Origin of the sequence: Rhodococcus sp. T9N (assembly GCF_024436645.1) — a bacterium.
Taxonomy (GTDB): domain Bacteria; phylum Actinomycetota; class Actinomycetes; order Mycobacteriales; family Mycobacteriaceae; genus Rhodococcus_F; species Rhodococcus_F qingshengii.
The window spans coordinates 255174-270743 of sequence record NZ_JAMSKS010000007.1; the positions used below are offsets into that span (position 1 = coordinate 255174).

The 15570-nt window shown below is 61.2% G+C and carries 19 protein-coding genes; 1 reads left to right on the forward strand and 18 read right to left on the reverse strand.

Annotated elements, in window-relative coordinates:
- Positions 1 to 124: 124 nt before the first annotated feature.
- A complete protein-coding gene (nac, locus tag M1L53_RS14895) occupies positions 125 to 1048 on the forward strand; it encodes a nitrogen assimilation transcriptional regulator NAC (RefSeq protein WP_030535780.1) in 924 nt (307 codons plus the stop codon).
- Here nac and M1L53_RS14900 read toward each other — a convergent pair.
- The 18 genes from M1L53_RS14900 to M1L53_RS14985 form a co-directional block, all read right to left on the reverse strand.
- A complete protein-coding gene (locus M1L53_RS14900; RefSeq protein WP_030535781.1) occupies positions 1042 to 1968 on the reverse strand; it encodes a D-isomer specific 2-hydroxyacid dehydrogenase family protein in 927 nt (308 codons plus the stop codon). The genes nac and M1L53_RS14900 overlap by 7 nt on opposite strands.
- Before the next feature lie 45 nt (positions 1969 to 2013).
- Positions 2014 to 2796: an SDR family oxidoreductase gene (locus M1L53_RS14905; RefSeq protein ID WP_007731708.1), complete on the reverse strand. Its 783-nt coding sequence runs from the start codon at positions 2794 to 2796 to the stop codon at positions 2014 to 2016.
- Positions 2793 to 3314 (reverse strand): gluconokinase, encoded by a 522-nt coding sequence (locus tag M1L53_RS14910; RefSeq protein ID WP_030535782.1) that lies wholly within the window; start codon positions 3312 to 3314, stop codon positions 2793 to 2795. The genes M1L53_RS14905 and M1L53_RS14910 overlap by 4 nt, the downstream gene beginning before the upstream one ends.
- A gap of 104 nt (positions 3315 to 3418) precedes the next feature.
- Positions 3419 to 4462: an urea transporter gene (gene yut / locus M1L53_RS14915; protein ID WP_030535783.1), complete on the reverse strand. Its 1044-nt coding sequence runs from the start codon at positions 4460 to 4462 to the stop codon at positions 3419 to 3421.
- 34 nt (positions 4463 to 4496) lie between these two features.
- Complete coding sequence (locus M1L53_RS14920) at positions 4497 to 5444, reverse strand: urease accessory protein UreD (RefSeq protein WP_007731712.1); 948 nt, start codon at positions 5442 to 5444, stop codon at positions 4497 to 4499.
- The gene (gene ureG / locus M1L53_RS14925; protein ID WP_007731713.1) at positions 5441 to 6082 is read right to left on the reverse strand and encodes an urease accessory protein UreG; all 642 of its coding nucleotides are present in this window, start codon (positions 6080 to 6082) and stop codon (positions 5441 to 5443) included. The genes M1L53_RS14920 and ureG overlap by 4 nt, the downstream gene beginning before the upstream one ends.
- Positions 6083 to 6092: 10 nt before the next feature.
- A complete protein-coding gene (locus tag M1L53_RS14930; protein ID WP_047271507.1) occupies positions 6093 to 6806 on the reverse strand; it encodes an urease accessory protein UreF in 714 nt (237 codons plus the stop codon).
- On the reverse strand, positions 6790 to 7437 hold the full coding sequence (gene ureE / locus M1L53_RS14935; RefSeq protein ID WP_050655600.1) for an urease accessory protein UreE: 648 nt from the start codon (positions 7435 to 7437) through the stop codon (positions 6790 to 6792). The genes M1L53_RS14930 and ureE overlap by 17 nt, the downstream gene beginning before the upstream one ends.
- A 9-nt stretch (positions 7438 to 7446) precedes the next feature.
- A complete protein-coding gene (locus M1L53_RS14940; protein WP_003943847.1) occupies positions 7447 to 9165 on the reverse strand; it encodes an urease subunit alpha in 1719 nt (572 codons plus the stop codon).
- Between the two features lie 35 nt (positions 9166 to 9200).
- Positions 9201 to 9638: an urease subunit beta gene (locus M1L53_RS14945; RefSeq protein WP_003943812.1), complete on the reverse strand. Its 438-nt coding sequence runs from the start codon at positions 9636 to 9638 to the stop codon at positions 9201 to 9203.
- 29 nt (positions 9639 to 9667) lie between these two features.
- The gene (locus tag M1L53_RS14950) at positions 9668 to 9970 is read right to left on the reverse strand and encodes an urease subunit gamma (RefSeq protein WP_007731718.1); all 303 of its coding nucleotides are present in this window, start codon (positions 9968 to 9970) and stop codon (positions 9668 to 9670) included.
- Positions 9971 to 10021: 51 nt separating this feature from the next.
- On the reverse strand, positions 10022 to 11707 hold the full coding sequence (gene amt / locus M1L53_RS14955) for an ammonium transporter (RefSeq protein WP_007731720.1): 1686 nt from the start codon (positions 11705 to 11707) through the stop codon (positions 10022 to 10024).
- Positions 11708 to 12217: 510 nt separating this feature from the next.
- Positions 12218 to 13273, reverse strand: a complete 1056-nt coding sequence (locus M1L53_RS14960) for a squalene cyclase (RefSeq protein ID WP_230691743.1) — start codon at positions 13271 to 13273, stop codon at positions 12218 to 12220.
- A gap of 92 nt (positions 13274 to 13365) precedes the next feature.
- Entirely contained in the window at positions 13366 to 14061 is a 696-nt protein-coding gene (locus M1L53_RS14965) for an Imm52 family immunity protein (RefSeq protein WP_228232375.1), read from the reverse strand.
- Positions 14058 to 14234, reverse strand: a complete 177-nt coding sequence (locus tag M1L53_RS14970) for a hypothetical protein (protein WP_155277918.1) — start codon at positions 14232 to 14234, stop codon at positions 14058 to 14060. Before M1L53_RS14970 ends, M1L53_RS14965 begins: the two co-directional genes overlap by 4 nt.
- A gap of 43 nt (positions 14235 to 14277) precedes the next feature.
- Positions 14278 to 14697 carry a hypothetical protein gene (locus tag M1L53_RS14975; protein WP_030535789.1) on the reverse strand — a complete coding sequence of 140 codons (420 nt, stop codon included), beginning with the start codon at positions 14695 to 14697 and terminating at the stop codon, positions 14278 to 14280.
- 60 nt (positions 14698 to 14757) lie between these two features.
- Entirely contained in the window at positions 14758 to 15093 is a 336-nt protein-coding gene (locus M1L53_RS14980; protein WP_142006291.1) for a hypothetical protein, read from the reverse strand.
- 50 nt (positions 15094 to 15143) lie between these two features.
- A complete protein-coding gene (locus M1L53_RS14985) occupies positions 15144 to 15515 on the reverse strand; it encodes a hypothetical protein (RefSeq protein WP_261949227.1) in 372 nt (123 codons plus the stop codon).
- Positions 15516 to 15570 lie beyond the last annotated feature (55 nt).

Consider the following 15570-nt stretch of genomic DNA (forward strand, 5'->3'; position numbering starts at 1 on the left):
AGTTCTGTGTGTCGACTTCGGTGTTTCTGGGACGCTACTCAGGAACGCCAAAGGGTTGTTAATACCGTTTCGCGTTGGGGTGATCGGAATTCGATATGTCCGTTGAGCTGGTAGTTTGCACAGCATGGACACGAGAAGGCTCTACTCGTTCGTACGAATTGTCGATGCCGGCAGCATCACCCGAGCCGCCGACATCCTGCACATCGCACAACCCGCCCTGAGCCAACAGATGACGTCGCTGGAAACGCAGTTCGGTCAGCAACTTCTGATCCGCAGCAAACAGGGTGTCGAGCCGACCGATGCGGGGCACGCACTCTATCGGCATGCTCAGGTGATTCTGCGTCAGGTGGAGAGTGCCCAGGCCGAGGTGTCCGTGGTCGGACGGGCGCTGGCGGGTGGCGTCTCGGTCGGCCTCGCCCCGTACAGCACCGCGACGGCAATCGCCTTGCCGCTCTTGGCCCGTGTGCGCGAGCAGCACCCGAATATCTTGTTGCACATCAACGAGAACTTCGGTGGCGTGCTCAGCGAAGCGATGATGACCGGTCGCATGGATCTGGCGTTGTTGTACGACGCCGGCCCGATCAAGGGTGTGACGTTCGAACGCTTGCTCACCGAGGAGCTGGTGGTGGTTGCCCCGTTCGGTACCGGACTGGCAGGCGAATCGGGATCCGACATCTCCCTGCCCGAGATCGCCGAACTGCCACTATTGCTTCCGGGTCGGATGCACACCATCCGCAAGGTGGTGGAGCAGGCTTTCGACCGTGCAGAGCAGCAACCGAACGTCGTGGCCGAAGTGGAATCGGTGATGACGCTGTCCGAGGCCGTACGCACCGGATTGGGCGCGACGGTTCTGCCGTGGTCGGTGGCCCGCAGGGTCATGGACGTCGAAGCGCTCGAGCTACGACGCATCGAGCCGGGCATCGAAGTGCATGTCTCCCTTGGCACCCCGGCCAATCAGCCCCTCTCCAAACCGGCCGAGGCGGTGCGCGATGTTCTGCGCACCGTCGTTGCCGATTACGTGAAGGGAACCAACGCGAGCGGTCAGTAGCCCGCCGACGGATCGATCACGGCGGCGAGGTCCTCACCTGCGGCGAATCGGGCGACGTTGGCTGCAACGTGATCTGCCAGGACGCGGGTGAGCGTCGTAGCCGGGTTGGCGACGTGTGGAGTGATGATCGCGTTGGGCAGCTTCCACAACCGATGCCCGTCCGGCAACGGCTCGGGATCGGTGACGTCCAGTGCCGCCCCGCCGATCGAACCGGCTTCCAGTGCGTCGACCAATGCGTCCGTGTCGACGAGGGTGCCACGCGCGATGTTCACGATCCAGCTCGACTCCGACATCTGGTCCAGTTCGGCCTTGCCGACCAGATGCCGCGTCGCGGATGTCGACGGTGCTGCGATCACGAAGTGATCTGCCTTGGACCAGATTTCGCCGGTGCGGTCGGCCGAGAGCGTTTCGGAAGCACCCTCGACAGGGGTCCCGGAGCGGGTGATCGCGATGACCTTGACTTTGGACGCGGCGAGGTACGGGATCAACGCACGGCCGATTCCGCCGCAACCGATGATCGCCACTGTCGAGCCCTGCAAAGTGCCCACCCGCGGGTCGAACTCTTCCTTGCGCCACGACTGCGCCGCCAATTGTTCGGGGAGAGAACGAACTCCGGCGAGGAGAAGCATCATCGTATGTTCGGCAACATTGCCCGCGTACGCTCCGGCAGCAGACGTCCAGACCCGCTTGTCGTCGATCACCTTGGCGTCGAACCAGGGCTCGATGCCGGCGAACGGCAACTGCACCCAGCGAACCGAATCGGGTAGCGACGACGGGAACGTCTCCGGCCCGTGTACCCACACGACGCCCTCGGCGTCTGCCAGTGGAACGAGAACTCCACCGGCTCGGCGTATTCCGTCGGCGACGTGAGGATCCTCGACGGGACCGAGGTGGATGCGAGGGGCGCTGGCGTCTGTCATGTGGGTGCTTTCTGTTCGAGTAGCGGACGATCTAACAGCGGACAATCAGACGACGGCCGTCATTCCGCCGTCGACGTAGAGGATCTGACCGTTGACGAAATCCGAAGCCGGGGAGGCCAAGAACAGTAGCGACCCGATCAGCTCCTCCGTACGGCCCCAACGTCCGGCGGGTGTCCGCTTGGCGAGCCACGCGGTGAACTCCGGATCGTTGACCAGCGCAGAGGTCAGTTCGGTGTCGAAGTATCCCGGTGCGATCGCGTTGATCTGCAAACCGAAGGGTGCCCAGTCGGCGCACATCCCGCGGGTGAGCATCTTGAGCCCGCCCTTGCTGGCTGCGTACGGTGCGATTCCCGCTCGGCCGAGTTCGCTCTGCACCGAGCAGATGTTGACGATCTTCCCGTGTCCGCGCTCGACCATGCCGCGGGCGAATTCACGTCCGACGTAGAACGCACTGGTCAGGTTGGTGTCCATGACACGCCGGAAGTCGTCGTCGCCGAACTCGAGAAGCGGGGCGCGGTGCTGCACGCCGGTGTTGTTGACAACGATCTCGACCGGGCCGACCTCCGCCTCGATGCGTGTCGCCGCATCCCGGACGGCGGCCGAATCGGTGACGTCGAACGCGTATGCGTGCACCGTTGCGCCGGTCGCGTCGGCGATGCGTCGACGCTCGGCTTCGAGCACGTCGGAATTTCGGCTGTTGAGCACCACCACCGCACCCGCCTCGGCGAGACCAGTCGCGAGGGCCGAGCCGATGCCTCGGCTCGAACCCGTCACCAGCGCGACCTTCCCGGAAATGTCGAACGGGCCGGGGCTTGCGGTGCTACTCACGCTGTGACGCTCCTCTGAGATGTATGGATGTAGTCGACTGCCTCGCCCACCAGTGTGCTCGGTTCGGAGACGACATTCAGCGTGATGCCGCGCTCGTCGTCTGTAAGCGGTTCGAGAGCCTCGAACTGGGAGATGAGCAGACTCTCCGGCATGAAGTGCCCGGCGCGGAAACGCATACGTGCGGAGATAGTCTCGAAATCACCGGCCAGGTGGACGAACTGCACGTCGAGACCGTCCGGGCGCAACCGGCCCCGATAGTCCTTTCGCAGAGCCGAACAGGCAACGACGCCTGTTCGTCCCGCATCGGCACGCTCGGAAAGCCAGGCCGCGATCGCGTCGAGCCACGGCACACGGTCTTCGTCGGTCAACGGTGTCCCCGAACGCATTTTGGCGACATTGGACTCGGGGTGCAGATCGTCACCGTCGACGAAGTCTGCCCCGAGAGACGTGGCGAGACCCACTGCCACGGTGCTTTTTCCAGCACCGGCCACACCCATCACAACTACCTGCACGGTCATGCTTCGACCATGCCCGACTACCGAAGGCCAGACAATACTCGAGTGATACCGGTTCGCGAGGGTGCCATAGCGGAACGATCTAGGAACTTCTGCCCGTTCGAGCCCTATCCGTTCGCCTTCGCGATCGAATCCTTGCCCTCGGCCGCTCCACCCTCGATGGTGTCGTGTTGGATGGGAACGAACTTCTTCTTCGGCAGCAGGAACAGCCACGTCGCGAAGACGAACGGGCCCGTTCCGGCCGGCAGGCTGATCGGAGCAAAGGCAGACACCAGCGTGCCGTGGATGACAACAGTCACCAGTACTCCGAAGACGGTGTAGACGAACACACGCCACGACGGGTTGTAGAACACCGATCCGAGAGCAATTGCCGTCAGCACCGAACTGAGCCCGTAGAGACCATTGCCGATGTCGACGGTGTTTGCGCCCAGCGCCAGTACCGAACCCATCGCTATCGCGGAACCGATGAGCGCGAACAACGCCGCCCAACGCGACGCGACCAGCAGCGCGATCACGAAGATAATGCCGGTGACGGTGTTGTTGATCAGAAAGATCTGGGAGACGTTGCGGAACAGCGTGTCCCACAGGAAGCTGAAAGTAATTTCGGCATGAACTGACGCGTCCCCGATGTGCTGGGGAAACTGGCCCGCGCTGAGGTCTGACGTTTCGATCCGCAGGAACTGGAACGCCGCGAGGAGGAAGAACCAGTTGACGAGGTTGAACGGAAAGGTCAGCGCCGGTACGCCCCACGTCTTGAAGACATTGGCAACGGCCAGGAACGCGATCGTCGACGCGGCAGCTCCCACCACGAGGTAGATCCACAGCATCACACCGCCGGCAAGGAACGTCGGAAAGGCAGCTCCCACAAGAACTCCGTTGTATCCGTACAGGCCGATACGCATCGAATCGTCGTCGGAGTGCAGCATCATGCCGGTGACGGTGGATACCACCAGACCCACCACGGCACCAATTGCGACGGTGATCGTGTCCGCGGCTATCGCTCCCCAGAAGATACCGACCAGAAACAGCAGGCCCGTCAGCGCATTGCCCTGGAACATCACCTGCCCGGAGCCTTTGAGATTGGTGTCGATGAATCTGAGCACGACGTTCTTGTCCGCGACGTCGTCCCAGGGTTTGGTGATGGTGGTCATCGCACGTCCCTCGATCCTTCTCCGACGATCCGCGTCATCCCCACAGCGGGACGGGCGGAATGGTGGTGTCCAGAACTGCCTTTCGCACCAGAGCCCAGAAATCACGAACCTTCGCCTTGACGGGTTCGCTCTCCGGACCGAGGACTTTGAAGATGAGACCGGCGTCGTTCGGTAGCCGACTCGCTCCGGAAACGACCTTGCCGTCACGGCCCGGAACTACCTCTTCGAGAATCGCGTCGGCGTGCTCCTTCGGTGTCAGCAGGATGACATTGCCGAACACGTCGTGGTCGCCCATGATTCCGCCGTATCGCACGGGGAAGCGTGCCGGTTCGATCACCAATTTCTCGGTGAAGAGGTTCTTCCCGTCCGGACGCTCCGCCTTGATCATTGTGGAGTACAGGTCGTAGACGAACATCTCTCCGCCGTCGTGGTACTTGCGACCCGACATCACGATCTCCGAGAACAACAGCGTTGCAGTCGGATCCACCGTGATGTCGGTGCGCGCGTAGTACCTCGCGTTGCGGTGTGGGATCGTCACCCCGGGCATCAGTTCGAGATACGAATTCTCCGCGAGCACCACTTTCTGGAGTTGCGACGCGTGATTGGCATCCATCCGGTGAACCTTGGTGGCCGACTGAGTGGTCACGTGCGCGAGGGAACCCGGTTCCATCTCGATGGTCAGGAACAGTCGATCGCCTTGCAACACACTGCCGGACGTCGAGATCATGTAGACGCACGGCATGGTCGGCAACGCTTCGTCCCAGTACAGCGCCTGCTGAACGAGCAGCGGTGTCTTGCGGTACATGTCCCGCAGAATCGTCTTGTCGCCACGGTCGACAAATCGCATCTCGAGAACGCCGGTCTTCCCGACCTTGCCGGCCGGGGCCTGCTTCGGCTGGTCCTGGTACTGGTCGAGTTCCGGGATGGTCGGGATCGGCCCCGGGAGCGACCGCGATGCTCCCGGGACGGACGTTGCGCTCACGGTGCGCTCGCTCCCACTTCCTCTTCGTCGAAGAGGACTCCGTGCACGATGAGGTCCACCACTTCCTTGATGCCTTCCCCGGTCATGCAATTGGTGAAGACGAACGGCTTGTCGCCGCGCATCCCCTTGGAGTCGCGATCCATGACTCCGAGATCGGCGTTGACGTACGGTGCGAGATCGGTCTTGTTGATGACCAGGATGTCGGACTGCGAGATTCCCGGACCGTTCTTGCGCGGAATCTTGTCGCCTGCGGCCACATCGATGACATAGATGAAGAAGTCGACGAGAGCCGGACTGAACGTCAGTGTGAGGTTGTCGCCGCCACTTTCGATGAACACCACGTCGGTGTCGGGGAACGTCTTCTCCATGTCCTCGACCGCCGCGAGATTCATACTCGGGTCTTCGCGGACGGCGGTGTGGGGGCAGGCTCCCGTCTCTACGCCGACGATACGTTCCTCCACGAGAACACCTTTGAGAGCCTTGCGCACATGCTTGGCATCTTCGGTGGTGACCACGTCGTTGGTGATGATCAGAACGCTGGTGCCCCGCTTGATGAACTCCGGTGTGATCGCCTCGATGAGCGCGGTCTTACCCGAACCCACGGGTCCGCCGATTCCGATGCGCGTTGTCTTCTTCATCGTTCTCCTTCTAGTTCATGAACATTCGGACGTGCGCCTTGACGTGCACCGCAGCCAGAATGTCGATCATCGGGGCGAAATTGGACATGTCGTCGAGTCCGTAGTCACGCACTGCGGCGTACTCACGGCCGGCGCTCTGATTGACCTCGAACAGAATCTCTTGCGTCGTGAGGTGATCGACTCGGACGATACGAAGGGCAGCGCCGAGCAACGTCATCGCGACACCGTACTGATTGACCGTGAAAGCGTCCTCTTCCGGAGAACCCATCTCCGCGAAAGCAATTCCGAGGCCGACGGGGTAGGTACCCGGCGTCTCCCCCGATGCGATCGCGGCCAACCACTTGTTGAACAGGGTCTCACCGGCCAAGCGCCCGCCGAGTTCGGCCAACTTCTTACCCATGCGGGTACTCATCGTGCGTGCTTCTTCGTTGAGTTTGCGTTCGATCACTGCATGATCAGCGGCGAGGATCGCCGAGAAATCACCGGCTGCCGCACCCCGGTGCGCCGCGAGTACGGCGATACCGTCGCACGTCGCGCCCTGATGGGCGGCCGAGAGCACAAACTCCCGCAGCGACGGACCACCCGTGACAATTCCCTGCGCCACGGCCGATTCCAAACCGTTGGAGAACGAGAAGGAACCGACCGGGAACATGGAATCGGAAAACTGCATCATCCGCATCGCGCGGTTGATGCTGAGCCCGGATCCCTCAGACGAGAGGGTCATGGGTATGCCCCTCGCCCTCACGCGCGGCCGCACCGAACAAACGGCGTGCCTCGTGTGGAGCGATGTAGGGAATTACCTCGGCGCCCGGGATGAAGGTGTACTCGATGCCCTCGAAAGCATGTGTCCGCATCACCGAGCCCATGACCGCCTTGTCGACCGTCAACGGAACGTAGACCTTCATTCCCTTCACCACCGCAGGCCAGTGCTGGTTACCCACGGCATGTCCCAACTCCAAGCACGTCTGAATCATCTTCTCGGGCGTCACCTCGACCAGTGCGCTCAGGTCGATCTCCAACACGTCCTTGAGGTTGATCCTCGCCACGACGACGGTGTTCGCCTGCTCGTCCCACAGCAGAATGTCGCCGTCCTGCAACTGAATACCCCGATCGAGCGAGACGGCCAATTCACGGCCACCGATCGTGGTGCGTCGTAACCGACTCTTCTGCGCTTCCCACTGATCGAGCGACAAGACGTCGACTACCGCATTGTCGAGTCGACCGGCCCACTCCTCGTCGGTCTCCTTCCCGAGCAGCGCGTCGACTCGCGTCGGCTTTCCGCTCGGCGCGGTCATCTCGCCGTGCGTGTGTGGCGTCGCATCGGCGCCGTGCGTGTGTGTGATTGTTCCCGACACTGGAGACCCCTAACTGAAGAAGTAAAGTTGGTTCAAGCGAATGGATTCGGCAGGTTCGACGTATGCGTGGACGCCGTCCGCAGTCACCGCGAAGGTCTCCGGGTCCACCTTGATTTCCGGAGTGGCCGAGTTGCGAACCAGATCACGCTTGGTGACTGTTCTGGTCCCCTCGACAGCAACAACCTGACGTTCGAGACCGAGCCGGTCCTTGATGCCGTCGTCGAGTGCCGCTCGCGAGACGAACGAGACCGAACTCTGCGGCAACGCCTTGCCGAATCCACCGAACATCGGCCGGTAGATCACCGGTTGTGGTGTCGGGAGTGAAGCATTCGGATCTCCCATGGCATGCCAACTGATCAGACCGTTCTTGATGATCGTCTTCGGCTTCGCACCGAAAAATGCGGGCTCCCAGAGAACAAGATCCGCCATCTTCCCGACACCGATCGACCCGACCACATGCGAAAGACCAAACGTCAACGCGGGATTGATCGTGACCTTCGCGACGTAGCGCAACACGCGGAAGTTGTCGTGCGTCGGTGAATCCTCGGGCAGCTTTCCGCGGGACCGCTTCATGCAGTCCGCTGTTTGGATCGCGCGTAGCCAGTTTTCTCCAACCCGGCCCATCGCCTGTGAGTCACTCGAGAACATCGAGATGACGCCCATGTCCTGCAGTACGTTCTCGGCACCGATCGTCTCGGCGCGAACGCGGGACTCGGCAAACGAAACATCCGAGGGCACTTTGGGATTGAGGTTGTGACAGACCATGATCATGTCGAAGAGCTCGGCCTGAGTGTTGATGCCGTACGGCAACGTCGGATTGGTCGACGCCGGAAGTACGTTGTCCTCGCCCGTCACCCGCAGAATGTCGGGTGCGTGACCACCACCCGCACCCTCGCTGTGATAGGTGTGAATGGTACGGCCTTCGAAGGCCGCGATGGTGTCCTCGACGTATCCGGCCTCATTGAGGGTATCCGTGTGAATGGCGACCTGAACGTCCATTTCGTCTGCCACCCGAAGAGACTCACGAATTGTGGCCGGTGTCGCGCCCCAGTCCTCGTGGACCTTCAGACCGGCCGCACCGGCCTTGATCTGTTCGACCAGCGACTGATGCCCGGACGAGTTCCCCTTGCCCAACATGCAGACGTTGACCGGCAAACCCTCGTTGGCCTTGAGCATCATCTCCATGTTCCAGATACCGGAAGTGATGGTGGTGCCGTTGGTTCCGTCGGTCGGGCCGATGCCGCCACCGATCAGCGTCGTCACTCCCCCACTGAGCGCGTGGTACGCCTGCTGTGGTGACACGAGGTGCACGTGCGGATCGATGCCGGCTGCAGTGAGGATCATCTGCTCACCGGAAATCGCGTCGGTCGCCGGACCGGTGGTCAGCCCCGGGGTGACGCCTTCCATCGTGCTGGAGTTTCCCGCCTTGCCCCAGCCGACGATCTTGCCGTCTTTGATTCCCACGTCTGCCTTGACGACGCCGATGGTTGCATCGACGATGACCACGTTGGTGATCACGAGGTCGAGGGCACCGTCGATGCTGCACGACTCCGGATCCTGGCCCATGCCGTCGCGCAGCGTCTTGCCGCCGCCGTAGATCGACTCGTCGCCGATCGTTCGAAGATCTTCCTCGACCTCGATGTACAGGTCGGTATTACCCAGCCTGATCTGGTCACCCGTGGTGACCCCGAACAGACCCGAATACTCTTGTCTCGAAATGCTTGTCATGGGTGTTGCTCTCCTTCGTCCGCCGTGAACGAGAATCAGTCGGTTTGAGGTTCGGACAGGAAGCCGAGTTCTTCGGCACGCTGGACGGCTCCGGGGAGCCTCGGCCGGTAGGCGGCGTGGGTCGGCGCCCAACCGTCGACAAGTCCGTTGAAGCCTTGCACTCGTTGCTTGCCGCCGAACGGCACCAACGTCACTTCCTTCTCGTCGCCCGGCTCGAACCTGACCGCCGTGCCCGCGGGAATGTCGAGGCGCCAGCCGAAGGACTGTTCACGATCGAAGGACAACGCGCGATTGACTTCCATGAAGTGGTAGTGCGAACCCACCTGGATGGGACGGTCACCGGTGTTTCGGACTCGCAACTTCAAACGTGGACGGCCCTCGTTGAGTTCGATCGGCTCGTCCCGCAACACGTATCCGCCGACCGGTACTTTCTTCTCGCCGCCGGAATCCTTCTTCGTCGATTTGCTTGCCATCTTGGAGTGCTCCTGACATCTCGGTCGGGCTACTGGATCGGAGAGTGCACGGTGACGAGCCGGCTACCGTCGAGGAACACCGCCTCGACCTGCACACGTGGAATCATCTCCGCCACACCGTCCATCACGTCGTCGACCGTCAAGGCGTGCGATGCGTCGGCCATGACCTCCTCGAGAGTCTTGCCCTCCCGAGCTCCCTCCAGGGCGGCTGCAGTGATAACTGCGACGGACTCCGGGTGATTGAGTTTGAGCCCCTTTGCCTTTCGCCTCAGTGCGACATCCGCCAACATGAGGATTGTCAGCTTGTCGAGTTCTCGCGGTGTCAGATGCATTCTGAACGCTCCTTGTCGATCATGCGGTAACTCCCTGTCGTCGAATACATGTCAGCTCCCCTGTTCCGTCGCTTCGGTGAGAGGTTCGGCCGCTTGCTGGACGAAACCGCTCCTCCTGCCGCCCGAGTACTCGTTGATCGCGTCCAGAACCGCCTGTGCATGTTCCGAGGCGACCAGCACCTCGACACGCAACCGCTCGGTGAACACGACGTCGTTGCGTTGTCCGCGGAACTTGAGCGAGGCCGAGTCACTCGCGGAGACATGCGCTTCCGATACGACTATCGACTCCGCTCCGGCGGCCAGCAGCGCCTCCCGTAGCTTCTCAGACTCGATGGTCTGCAATACCGCGGTGATGAGTTCGTGCTTCGGGGCGCCGAGGTTCGGAACAAGTTTTGCCCCCTCGACCAGGACCCCCGAGTCGAACCCGCTGGTCTGCGGCGCACCACCCGCGTCCACGAATGCGGCGTTGTAGCGGTATGCGTCCATGCCTTGCTGACGACGGTCGATGTCCACCTGGTCTTTCGGGGCCAGCTTGAGACCGATGGTCTTCTCGATGCCCGTGGCGATCAGCCAGGTCACCACGAACGAGAAAGCGATGACGACGATCAACGCCAGCGCCTGCTCGCCGAGTAGTCCTGCCCCGCCGCCGAAGAAGAGTCCGTCGCGGCCGATCGAATTGATGGCTTTTTCGCCGAACAAACCGAGAAGGAGTGAACCGAGGATGCCGCCGATGAAGTGGACCGCGATGACGTCGAGCGCGTCGTCGAACTTGAAGATCGACTTGAGCGCGAGCGCGAAGTGGCAGACCAGTCCGGCAAGCGCGCCGATCGCCAACGCGGAGAAGGTGCTGACGAAGCCGGCGCAAGGGGTGACGGTCGCGAGACCGGCTACCGCGCCGGTGATTCCGCCGATCGCCGTGGCCTTGCCCTCGGTGTACCTTTCGATGACGAGCCAGACGACCATACCGCCCGCTGCGGCGATGTGAGTGTTCATCAAGGCTTGTGCCGCAACACCATCGGCGGCCAATCCGTCGCCTGCGTTGAATCCGAACCAGCCGAACCACAGGATGCCTGCGCCGATCAACGCCAGAGGCACCGAGTGCGGGACTGCCTCGGCGTTGGGCCATCCCGGACGTTTACCGACCACCAGCAAGATTGCCAGGGCGGCGGCGCCGGCGGATGCGTGGACGACAATTCCGCCGGCCCAGTCCTGAGCTCCGCGGAGCGCCAACCAGCCTTCGGGATTGAAGAGCCAGTGCGCAATCGGGGGGTAGACGATGATCGACCACAGCACGAGCAGAACGGCCCAGCCCAAGGGCTTGAGCCGGTTTGCGGTCGCACCGGTGATCAGCGCGGGCGTGATGATCGCGAACATCATCTGATAGACCACGAACGCCAGAGTCGGTACCGCGACTGCACCTTCGATCAGGTGGAAGCCCGGGGCGGCGGCTGTGTGTATGTCCTGCAAGCCGAACAATTTGAGGTCACCGAGGAAGCCGGAACCCCAGTCTCCACTGAACGCGAAGCTGTATCCGAACACGACCCAGGTAATCGAGACGAGTCCGAGTGGGACGAGGTTCTGCTGCAACATGACGAGCGCACTGCTACCACGCACCAGACCGGCGTAGAAGAAGGCGAGTCCGGGAACCATGAAGAGAACCAGACCCGCGGAGATCAGCACCCACGCCGTGTCCCCACTGTCTATCACTGCTTCGGCTAACACCATTTCCATCGACATCGACGACCTCCGAGCATTATTCGGACCTGAACAAAGTCATTGGTTAGAGCAGCAATTCGCGATGTTCCGGTTCGCTGCGACAGTTACGCTACGCCCCATAGTTGCACCTTCTCAGCAAAATCGGGGGAACATCCGGTTTTCACGTTTAGTAGAGCATTGTTCTGGGAAAAGATGGGACTTTGCCTAAACATTGCGGACGCTCCACAACCTGCAATTGCGAGACTAAATCTCGCCGAAAGTGGTTTAAGTCCTGCAAAATGGGGAACGTAGCCGCAGGTGAGCGCCACTTTCGGAGCAGAAATGCCGTTTCCAGCTCGGGACTTAGCTCCCTAACCAAGACAATCGCGAGCACCTTATGCGATTACCAACGTCGGTGACCCGCCTATCCAATCGGGTAGGTAATTTCACCGAACATCTTCTCACCTGTTCAGATGATTAACCTTCACCGCACTGAGGGCAATCCTGTCGTTAATATGTTCTTAATCCGTACTGGATATTTCGACTGGAAGATCAAAGATCACCTTTCGATAACCTTTGAAGGTGAAATGACTTTCGCTGTAACTCTTTTGTTATGCAGAACCCTAGAGGGGAGGATTGATCCCACCAGGCGAGCACTCGGATGCCGGACAAAGTCAGCCACTTCGACGGCTCCCCCGCCTTTGTGTCGACCTCGAACCACACCCGCCCCGGTTGGCGACCGGCCTGGAGCCACGTCCCATCCGAGGCTCGAGCGGCCCGGATCATCTCGATCGCGTCCGCCATTCGCGGATCAGGCTCATTTCCATCCGACAACGACGCTTCGCGGAAGTAGTCGGCTGCGTTGAGCACGTTGTAACGCCACCGGAACGGGTACGCGAACCGGCCGATCCAGTCCCCCACCGGTTCCCCGGTCGAGAGTCTCCGGAACAGACCGCGCTGCAGCAAGAATTCCTCACCGGATCGTCGAGCCGCGCGCGTCTCAATTGTTCCCCCGGTCGCGATCTCGTACGCGAGAAGCCCTTTGAGTGAATTGAGGGTCGAATGGAACGACGATCGGGTCGAACCTTCGATCCACTCGCAGTTCCAACCACCATCCGGAAGTTGATGCCGCACAAACCAATCAGCCAGTTCATCAACGCGCATGTCGAGCCACACACCGTTTGCCACCGTCCAGGCGTTGATGCAGCAATCGACCTCACCGTCCCAGTACGGCCGGCCCTCGTACTCCCAGCGACAGTTCTCCGCGAGCAGTTCTGCGGTACGACGCTCCCGCAGAACACTGGCGTCGAGGCCCCACTCACGCAAGGAGTTGAGCGTCCAAGTAGTTGCTGTCCAGGGTTGCGAACCTTCTTCTGCTGCTTCGGGTCCCACGAAGTCGAATTCTGCCGGGAAGAACGCCCCACCCGCCCATTGGCCGTCTCGATCCTGCAATGAAAGCAGGCGTGCACCAAATCCTTTGGTAGCGATCGACGCGCGCGTCGCCGCCCACACAGTGGGCGCTTCGTTCAGCAGGTCGCGCTCCACCTGCCACCGAATCGCCGGATCCGAATCGAGGAGCCACGCGAGCAAGTCGGCTCGGGGTGCCATCTGGCAATACTATCGAAAGGCGAAGCAGGCCATCCGGTTAACACATTTCTCGACGTCTGATGCAATGGTGAACTCCGGACCCGTTGCGTGGCCTACACCGGATAACCCAACGCCGCCCGCACCGCCACGATGTCGGCGGCAGCGACCTGCATAGGCTTGTCCCCCAACCGAATCAACGTGCCAGTGGGCAGTTCCTCTACCACCGCAGATTGGGGCAGCGCGCTGCGATCGAACGTAACTCCTGAATGGAAGTATGTTTCCCATCCCACCTCGACCTCAGCTTTCGACCGCTTCTGAAGATCTATGTAGTCGCCGATGCTCCACCGAGCTCGATCCGGTTTCCAATGCTTGACGATAACTTTCATGATCGCGTCTCCGATGTCAGGGCCGAGCAGCTGCCGGGTGCTGTCGGTGAGCTGCGTCTCCGTCGGCAACGACACCCGGACACTGTTGGGGGCGCTGGTTTCTAAGCCGCCGACCCCGGCGATAATCCGCCGCGCGGTCCCGTCCTCGGGCGACAAACCGATGCTGTACCCCGGTCCGGGGGTGTCCGAATACCCCATCTCCTTCGAGCGGGAATGCTCGAAGATTTTCACCAACCCGTCCACACTGAGATCCGCGGGGCCTTTGTCCAGTTTTTTGGTGTACACCCACGGCAACGCCAACTCCGGGTCGATCTCTTCCAGATCGTCGAGGAAGGCCCGCATCGTCTGCGCCACTTCCTGACTCGACTGCACCCGCGTGCCCCAATATCCGATCACGGTCGGCCATCGCCCGACTATGCTCATCGCCCCGTCCTTTCCAATCCGACCTGATCTCCATAGCCCGACACTGCGCGCACTGCCACGATGTCGGCGGCATGGACGTGCATAGGCTTGTCTCCCAACCGGATCAAAGTGTCAGTGGGTAGTTCCTCGATCACGGCGGCTTGGGGGAGCGCGCTGCGCTCAAGGCATGCCATGACATAGTTTCACCACGGCAAAGCATATGTAGGGCAAGTTGGTTCAGCCGAGCCATTCGGAGATGGTGGCGTTGTCGATGCCGCCACCGAAAGAGTGGAACACCAACAACGCTTGCCCCGACATCACCAGGCGGCCGTCCTCGGTGAGGCCGATATCGAGCATCCCCGCTTGCCCATGCACCTGACACCACACGAAGTCGGGAACCCGCAACAACCCCGACGCCGGGTCCGTATCGAGGTCCGCCGGATGAAGGGACACTTCACCGAAGACGTTGTCCTCGAACGCTTCCGCGGTCTCACGGTCCACCAACACCAGCGGGCCGGCACCGATCAGTCCGTCGGTAGGTTGCCGGGTCAACACGAAGTGCGCCCTCTCCACGGTCGGCGGCGAGGTTGCGGTATCGACAACTGTGCGATCCCCGACAAACCCTGGCTGTTCCGGGACGACGACCCAGTGGTCCATTGATTTCTCCTCTTGAAGTGTTGTGGTCGAAGTAAATTCGAGATTCTTGTACTCACATGGCTAGCCGTTGCCCAGGTCTTCGAGAACGTCGGCGAACACCGCCGGTAGCGCGCAGTGCTCACGTACCGTGGCACGTCGATGCTCGTCGAGCCACCGCAGTGTCCTCTCTCGATCACCGGCAGCAGCGACCTCACGAAACTGTTCCCAGAACATGACAAGTGGACCTGCCGGGTCGTCAGCCCGGCCGCGGAAGTATTCAATCGCGTTGTCGATAACCTCGAGCGGTGAACCGGTGTCAGTGATCACACGCAGCCCCGCCAAGATTGTCCAGCGTGCTGGACCCGACTGATTGCGCTCAAGGTACTGCTTCTTACGGAGTGGGGTGAGTGCCTCCATCGATCGTGCGTCGAACAGCTCGGATGCTGGCCCCTCAGCCCACCAGATCACTAGCTCGGCAGGGAGACGGTATCAAAGATATCAATCTGGCGGCCATGGTAGTCGTGTCCGCTATGCCTGCTGTCGTAGTGGTCCTGCCACTCAGTGAGTGTTCCGGGATCGAGGGGTTCGATGAGTGGTAGGTGAGTAATCGTCAGTTTCTCACGGTTGGGAATCGGATCGATCCCGACGGTGTCGAAAAACCATCGCACCGGAGTGTGCAGCAGCTTGGCTCGCAACCCGCTCCCGATGATCGTCCAGTTCGGCCCGAGCTTCTTAACCGCCGCTCCCAACACCTTCTCCCACGCAGCGCCTCTCCCCTTTTTCGGAGTCAGGTCTGCGATCGCATCTATCGCCATCTCCCGCAACTGATCCCGGTCCATGAGATATTGTCAAGACCTGTGGATGAGGGTGTTTCAGGCGACCTCCGTTTCGCTT

Coding starts and splice junctions, on each gene's coding strand:
- nac (WP_030535780.1), top strand. CDS start 125: ATGGACACGAGAAGGCTCTACTCGTTCGTACGAATTGTCGATGCCGGC.
- M1L53_RS14900 (WP_030535781.1), bottom strand. CDS start 1,968: ATGACAGACGCCAGCGCCCCTCGCATCCACCTCGGTCCCGTCGAGGAT.
- M1L53_RS14910 (WP_030535782.1), bottom strand. CDS start 3,314: ATGACCGTGCAGGTAGTTGTGATGGGTGTGGCCGGTGCTGGAAAAAGC.
- yut (WP_030535783.1), bottom strand. CDS start 4,462: ATGACCACCATCACCAAACCCTGGGACGACGTCGCGGACAAGAACGTC.
- ureG (WP_007731713.1), bottom strand. CDS start 6,082: ATGAAGAAGACAACGCGCATCGGAATCGGCGGACCCGTGGGTTCGGGT.
- M1L53_RS14930 (WP_047271507.1), bottom strand. CDS start 6,806: ATGACCCTCTCGTCTGAGGGATCCGGGCTCAGCATCAACCGCGCGATG.
- M1L53_RS14940 (WP_003943847.1), bottom strand. CDS start 9,165: ATGACAAGCATTTCGAGACAAGAGTATTCGGGTCTGTTCGGGGTCACC.
- M1L53_RS14945 (WP_003943812.1), bottom strand. CDS start 9,638: ATGGCAAGCAAATCGACGAAGAAGGATTCCGGCGGCGAGAAGAAAGTA.
- M1L53_RS14950 (WP_007731718.1), bottom strand. CDS start 9,970: ATGCATCTGACACCGCGAGAACTCGACAAGCTGACAATCCTCATGTTG.
- amt (WP_007731720.1), bottom strand. CDS start 11,707: ATGTCGATGGAAATGGTGTTAGCCGAAGCAGTGATAGACAGTGGGGAC.
- M1L53_RS14960 (WP_230691743.1), bottom strand. CDS start 13,273: ATGGCACCCCGAGCCGACTTGCTCGCGTGGCTCCTCGATTCGGATCCG.
- M1L53_RS14965 (WP_228232375.1), bottom strand. CDS start 14,061: ATGAGCATAGTCGGGCGATGGCCGACCGTGATCGGATATTGGGGCACG.
- M1L53_RS14970 (WP_155277918.1), bottom strand. CDS start 14,234: ATGGCATGCCTTGAGCGCAGCGCGCTCCCCCAAGCCGCCGTGATCGAG.
- M1L53_RS14975 (WP_030535789.1), bottom strand. CDS start 14,697: ATGGACCACTGGGTCGTCGTCCCGGAACAGCCAGGGTTTGTCGGGGAT.
- M1L53_RS14980 (WP_142006291.1), bottom strand. CDS start 15,093: ATGGAGGCACTCACCCCACTCCGTAAGAAGCAGTACCTTGAGCGCAAT.
- M1L53_RS14985 (WP_261949227.1), bottom strand. CDS start 15,515: ATGGACCGGGATCAGTTGCGGGAGATGGCGATAGATGCGATCGCAGAC.